Genomic DNA, 5,713 nt, shown 5'->3' on the forward strand with positions numbered 1-5,713 from the left:
TCTTTTCACCCGTTGCCGGTGCTGCTGTATTCATTTTATCAGGAGTTGTTACGTAATAAACAGATAGTACAACCACTAAACTTAACATCGTTAATAGCCAAACCGTTTGTTTTTTTAACACTTTATTTCCTCCCTATCAATTTTTCGGTGATACTGAAACGCGATGAGCTGGTACATCTAATAATCGCGTCACAGCTTCTTTTACCATTGCTTTTATTTGTATATTATCCACTCCCTTTGCTACGACCAGAACACCCCGTACTTTCGGTTTCTCTGTTCGCAAAACAATTGGAGTTTCTTTATCACCTTCACGTATAATGACTGTCTTTTCATCAAGAGACTCGTCTTCTACTTCCCTTTTCCCGCCTGCTTTATCAGTTTCACCTGTCGTTTGTGAACGTTTTACTGTATTTTTCTCGAGTATTTTTTCTTCAGATGAATCTAAGTTCACTTTAATAGTTACATCTTTTACTCCGGCTATCTCTTCTAAAGAAGCTTTCAATTCTTGTTCATACGCTTTTTCGTATTTTTCTACATTTGACATATTATCATTGTTTTTTTGACCGAAAGTTGGTACATCTTTATCTTGGCTTTGACTTGTCTTTTCTTTAAACACAGGCACTTCTTCTTTTTTAGGTGATAAGTAATTACTAGAAAACATAAGCGCAATCCCAAGTATGAGTAGGACAAGCAAAAACTTAGGTGTTACCTTTTTCCCCTTCTCATTACTTTCTTTTCCATCCCCATTTAATAGGTTTCGAAAAAATGAGAACCTCGAATTTTTATCTTTATTGTCCATTTACGCTACCTGTMCTCCCTTCCATCTGAACTTGGATTTGTTTATCCTCTAGTTGCCACCTGCTTGAAAAGAAATCTTTCATTTCTACATTCGTTTCTTCTATTTTTTTTGGAGGTTCTTTCATATTAATTTCAATGGGCTTTACTGTTTCGATTGCATCATTTTTACTACGTTCTTTTTCTTTCAACGTCACAACAACAGATTGAATATCTTTCGCTGACTTTACTTCTTCTGCATGTTCCACTGCAACTATTTGTATTTCAGAGACTGTCATACCATACTTTTTCTCAAACTCTTTTCCTACGTCTTTTTTCATTTTGGTAGCCATCTCTTCTAAACTATATGCACGTGTTAGAGCTTGTATTTCTTTTTTCTTCGAATCTATCGAATTTTTTACAGATCCGTCTGCTACGTACTTCTCTTCATTGAAATTTGCGATAACTTCATTTACATCTGTTTGTAACAACTTAAATAGAGGCGTTAAAATTAATACGACTAACAATAGACTTACAACGAATTTAACGTACTTTTGCAAATTTGAATTTGGAAGAATAAGATGAAGCATTGTCGCTAAGAGTAAAAAAACGATAATATTTCTAATCCACTCTGTAACAAATTGCATACTCTTCACCTCCTACCGCATCATGAGAGTAATGTTCCCGGCAGCAATAATAATTGTGATACTTAAAAAGAACATAAATGATACGATAGCTAAGCAAGCAAATACGTAAATGATACTTCGTCCAATGATATCTAAACATTGAATAATTGCTCCTCCGCCTACTGGTTGCAATACTGCTGCTGCGAATTTATAAATAAACGCGATACAAAAAATTTGAATCGCTGGGAAAGCGACAATTAAGCATAAAATAACGAGCCCGATAATTCCGACTGTGTTTTTTAATAATCCAGATGCACTAATAACAGTATCCGCCGCCTCAGTAAACATCCTTCCTACTACAGGAATGAAGTTTCCTGTTACAAATTTAGCCGTTTTCACAGCTATACCATCAGCAACGGCTGACGCTGTTCCCTGTACAGATAATACGCCTAAAAAAACCGTCAAAAAGATACCAATAATCCCAACACTAACGTTTTGCAAAAGCTTGGACAATTTCGTAACTTTATATTGATCACTCATCGTGCTTACAATACTTAATATAGTTGCAAGTAATAAAAGTGGTAGAACGATATAGTTCATAAGAAGCCCACTCGTATTCATTAAGAAAATGATGATTGGATGAAAAAATGATACAGAAACAACACCGCCGCCTGTTGCTACGAGTGCAAGTAAAATTGGTAATAACGCTAGTATAAAATCTACCATTGTTTGTATCGTCTCTCTTGCATATGTCATAACGACATAAAAACTATTTAAAGCGAAAATAATAAGTACCATGTATACGACTGCATCAGCGATTTTACTCACGCTACTCTTTGAAAAAGCAGATTGCAACGATTGCAACAATGCACTGAAAATCGTGAGCATAATGAGCGTTCCAAGTAACTTTCCATTTGCAACAAGCTCATGAAATAAATATTTTAGTAGACCTATCATCCACTCTTTTATGGAGAACTCTTTTTCTCCCTTTACAAACTCCATAAAGCTTCCTTTTTGACTCTCTGGTAAATAGCCTCCATACTTTGTAACAAGCCCGTCCCAAAATTGCTTCACATCTTCAATTCCGAGCTTATCCAATTGTTGATCAACGACGTTTGTTTCTATAGGAGAAGCTTGTACAACAATCGGTAAAGAAARGAAAAGGAAGCAAGCAAATAATAGCTTAGCTCCAAACTTCCTCAACATTCACTCCCCCTTATCCCGTAGGTAAAAAACCGAGAATTGTTTCAATTACAACCGTCAAAATAGGAATTGCCATGACGAGAATTAAGATTTTCCCAGCTAATTCAATTTTCGAAGCGATTGCACCTTGACCAGCATCCTTTGTAATTTGCGCACCAAACTCAGCGATATAAGCAATCCCTATAATTTTCAATAACGTTTCTACATATACGTTGCTAACCTTCGCTTCACTCGCCACTCTCTCAATCATTTGTAAAATAGAATGAATTTGATCGATTAAGAGAAGAAACATCATGCTACCAATGAACACAATAAATAACGATGTAATACTAGACTTATGCTGATTTAAAACAGCAGCTAAAAATGTAGCAACGAGGCCTAATCCGACAATTTGTATAATTTCGATTCGAACCGCCTCCTTTACTGGAAGAGAAAGACACTTTTAATCTTGTCGAATAGAGTATTAATTAAAAATGCAACATGAAACAAAATAACGACAAAACCGACAAGGATAACCCAATTTGCAATATCCTCTCGCTTTAATTCTTTTAGTACAGTATGAATGAAAGCTAAAACAATGCCGATTCCGGCGATTTGAAATATTAATCCAACATCAATGGACATCGCCTTTCTCCCCCCTATAGCAGTAAAATTACGATAAGTAGCCCTGCTAGTACTCCTAAACTCTTTATCATTTTTTCATATTGTAGTTGTAATGCTTTCGCTTCTCCTTCTTCTCTCTCCAAATGTGTAATACATAAGCGAATATGTTTTTGCTGTGATTCACGATCATGTTGTCCAAGTGTTTCACCAAATTGTTGCAGTATTTCATACTCGGTTTGTTTAAACGCCGTTAACGTCCAGTTCTCCTTCAAACTATCAATCCAAGCTTCTCTAACTGTTTGCTCCCCGTCCTCTAGCCGTTTCGAAAAGCTTTGAAATATCCAATTTAACGGCTTCGGCATTTGTTTGACTAAACGCTCTGCAGCCTCAGATAACGGCGTGTGTCCATACATAATTTCAGCTTCTAATGATTGCAATGCTGCCTTCAATAACCTAAGTTGCCGCGGTCTCTCACTGTACCTTTTAGCGTATGAAAATCCGAAAAAAGTGCTAACAGCAACTATTAATACCGCACCAAATATTTTCACCATACGCCTTGAGCCTTTCTATGAGGTAATACTGATTTTCCATATTTATCTTTCACTTGCATAACCGTTCCTGGCCCTCTCGCTTTTGATAATTCCACAAACCTATCAAATACACCAAGTTCCAGCACCGCCTGTAACGATGGACGTTTCACAACATCATCATAAGAAAATCCATGTGCACTTATAAAAAGCTGAACACCTGCATGTACCGCCTCCATAATCGCTTCACTATCTTCTTTACGTCCAATTTCATCTACGATTAATATGTCTGGGCTCATAGAACGAATCATCATCATCATTCCTTCAGCTTTTGGACAAGCGTCTAATACATCTACTCGCACGCCAAAGTCATATTGCGGGATTCCTTTCACACAGCCCGCAATTTCTGATCGTTCATCAACAATCCCCACTTTACATGAAGGAATTTTCGAAGCACTTACACCTTGACTCATACAGCGTGCTACATCTCTTAAAAGTGTTGTTTTCCCCGTTTGCGGTGGGCCGATTACCATCGTGTTTAACCATCGCGATTCATAAAGATATGGCATAAGCGGCTCAGCAATCCCTATTTTTTGACGGGCAATACGAATATTAAAAGAAGAGACATCCCGAATCATTTTCACTGTACTTTTTTCTGTAATGACTTTTCCAGCTAGGCCAATTCTATGTCCTCCTCGTAGTGTCACATATCCACGTTTCAATTCCTCTTCCATCGTATAAATTGAGAATTGACTTAATTTATTCAATAAATGGATTGCATCTTCCGCTGTAGCGATATAGTCATAGAAAAACACTTCTCCATGTGCAATACACTCTAGTGGCCTTCCAATTCGAACGCGAATTTCCTCTAGAGTATCGTATTGCTTACAACCTTCAACTAACTGTTTCATCGTTTTCGGTAAAACTTCTAATACTTCTTTCATAAGCTTCTCCCCACTATACTCGACTTACTATTTCAACAACGCGATAAAAATGCAGCCAATTCCAAGTGCTAGAAAAAAGAGTTTCAAGAAAGAAATCTCACTTGCTACACTCGCTATGCCAATTGTCATTGTTAAAATTAATACGGTCGGTCCAACAAACGCCAACATACCATTTATAAACAATGCTTTCTTTGCATCATTCACGTAAAGCATAAGCAAAGCGGCGAATATTTCCGCGCTTCCTGAAAACAACCGAAGTAACCCCATAACAAGCACGGATGTTTCCATTGCCGCTAGCCACTGTTTCATTCTCCCACCTTCTCCCATAACAGTTACTACTTCCTTATTCTGAAAAAGAATATATTTGTACAACCATATGCAGAGGTTGTCTATTTCAGAAGTAAAAACATAATTTTTCTCTATCGACTTGATCGAAAACTGAATATTCCAATTGATTTATGGTATATTTAATAGAAAAGGAGCATAGATGATGAAGCAAGTTACTTTATTACCGCTCGATTTACGATATGCAAATGTGATTTTTGAGCTATCAAGCAATCCACATGTAAAAAATGCATTAGGGATAAAAGTAGAATCAGTGGAAGATACAAAGGCGTTCATTCTTTTTGCAATTGGAGAGGAACGAAAAAAACACTCCTTATCAAGAGTGATTGTAAGTGAGGAAAATGAAGTAATTGGCCTCACGACACTTAAACATATTAATTACGAACAAAAGCACTCACATATTGGAAGTTGGCTCGGCTATCAATATTGGGGAAGAGGATATAACGAAGCTGCTAAAAAAGAGATCTTTAAAATCGCTTTTTTAGACTTGCAACTTACATACGTATTTGCCGGTGCTAAAACGACTAACATTCGCTCTTTAAAAGCACAAGAGAAACTACCTTACATTTCATTACATGTGGAAAAACAATTTCCAGACGTACATGCTGCTTTGGAGAAAGAAGTAAAATCACCTTGCGTACTGCATGTTGTATCATGCGAAAAATTTTCAAATTGGTTAAAAGTACAAAAT

General features: G+C 36.7%; 9 protein-coding genes and 1 pseudogene. 1 reads left to right on the forward strand and 9 read right to left on the reverse strand.

Going from position 1 to position 5,713, the window contains the following annotated elements; genetic code table 11:
- The 9 genes and pseudogenes from AC1DTM_RS17095 to AC1DTM_RS17135 form a co-directional block, all read right to left on the reverse strand.
- Positions 1 to 121 (reverse strand): annotated as a pseudogene (locus AC1DTM_RS17095) (SpoIIIAH-like family protein); the annotation flags it as partial.
- Between the two features lie 15 nt (positions 122 to 136).
- Entirely contained in the window at positions 137 to 799 is a 663-nt protein-coding gene (gene spoIIIAG, locus AC1DTM_RS17100; protein ID WP_002138287.1) for a stage III sporulation protein AG, read from the reverse strand.
- Positions 789 to 1,421, reverse strand: coding sequence for a stage III sporulation protein AF (spoIIIAF, locus tag AC1DTM_RS17105; RefSeq protein WP_477000543.1), 633 nt, complete (start codon positions 1,419 to 1,421; stop codon positions 789 to 791). The genes spoIIIAG and spoIIIAF overlap by 11 nt, the downstream gene beginning before the upstream one ends.
- A gap of 12 nt (positions 1,422 to 1,433) precedes the next feature.
- Positions 1,434 to 2,606, reverse strand: coding sequence for a stage III sporulation protein AE (gene spoIIIAE, locus AC1DTM_RS17110; RefSeq protein ID WP_477000544.1), 1,173 nt, complete (start codon positions 2,604 to 2,606; stop codon positions 1,434 to 1,436).
- A gap of 10 nt (positions 2,607 to 2,616) precedes the next feature.
- Positions 2,617 to 3,000, reverse strand: coding sequence for a stage III sporulation protein AD (gene spoIIIAD / locus AC1DTM_RS17115; RefSeq protein ID WP_078172833.1), 384 nt, complete (start codon positions 2,998 to 3,000; stop codon positions 2,617 to 2,619).
- A 23-nt stretch (positions 3,001 to 3,023) separates the two neighbouring features.
- Positions 3,024 to 3,227, reverse strand: a complete 204-nt coding sequence (spoIIIAC, locus tag AC1DTM_RS17120) for a stage III sporulation protein AC (protein WP_000020914.1) — start codon at positions 3,225 to 3,227, stop codon at positions 3,024 to 3,026.
- Between the two features lie 14 nt (positions 3,228 to 3,241).
- A complete protein-coding gene (spoIIIAB, locus tag AC1DTM_RS17125; protein ID WP_002088574.1) occupies positions 3,242 to 3,757 on the reverse strand; it encodes a stage III sporulation protein SpoIIIAB in 516 nt (171 codons plus the stop codon).
- Complete coding sequence (gene spoIIIAA, locus AC1DTM_RS17130) at positions 3,751 to 4,677, reverse strand: stage III sporulation protein AA (RefSeq protein WP_477000545.1); 927 nt, start codon at positions 4,675 to 4,677, stop codon at positions 3,751 to 3,753. The genes spoIIIAB and spoIIIAA overlap by 7 nt, the downstream gene beginning before the upstream one ends.
- A gap of 27 nt (positions 4,678 to 4,704) precedes the next feature.
- On the reverse strand, positions 4,705 to 4,986 hold the full coding sequence (locus AC1DTM_RS17135; RefSeq protein ID WP_000816054.1) for a YqhV family protein: 282 nt from the start codon (positions 4,984 to 4,986) through the stop codon (positions 4,705 to 4,707).
- Positions 4,987 to 5,164: 178 nt separating this feature from the next.
- On the opposite strand from AC1DTM_RS17135, the gene AC1DTM_RS17140 reads away from it, so the two are divergent.
- Positions 5,165 to 5,713 (forward strand): GNAT family N-acetyltransferase (locus AC1DTM_RS17140; protein ID WP_477000546.1); only part of this gene is annotated, 549 nt, incomplete at its 3' end.

The organism is Bacillus sp. P4_D3, from assembly GCF_056401855.1.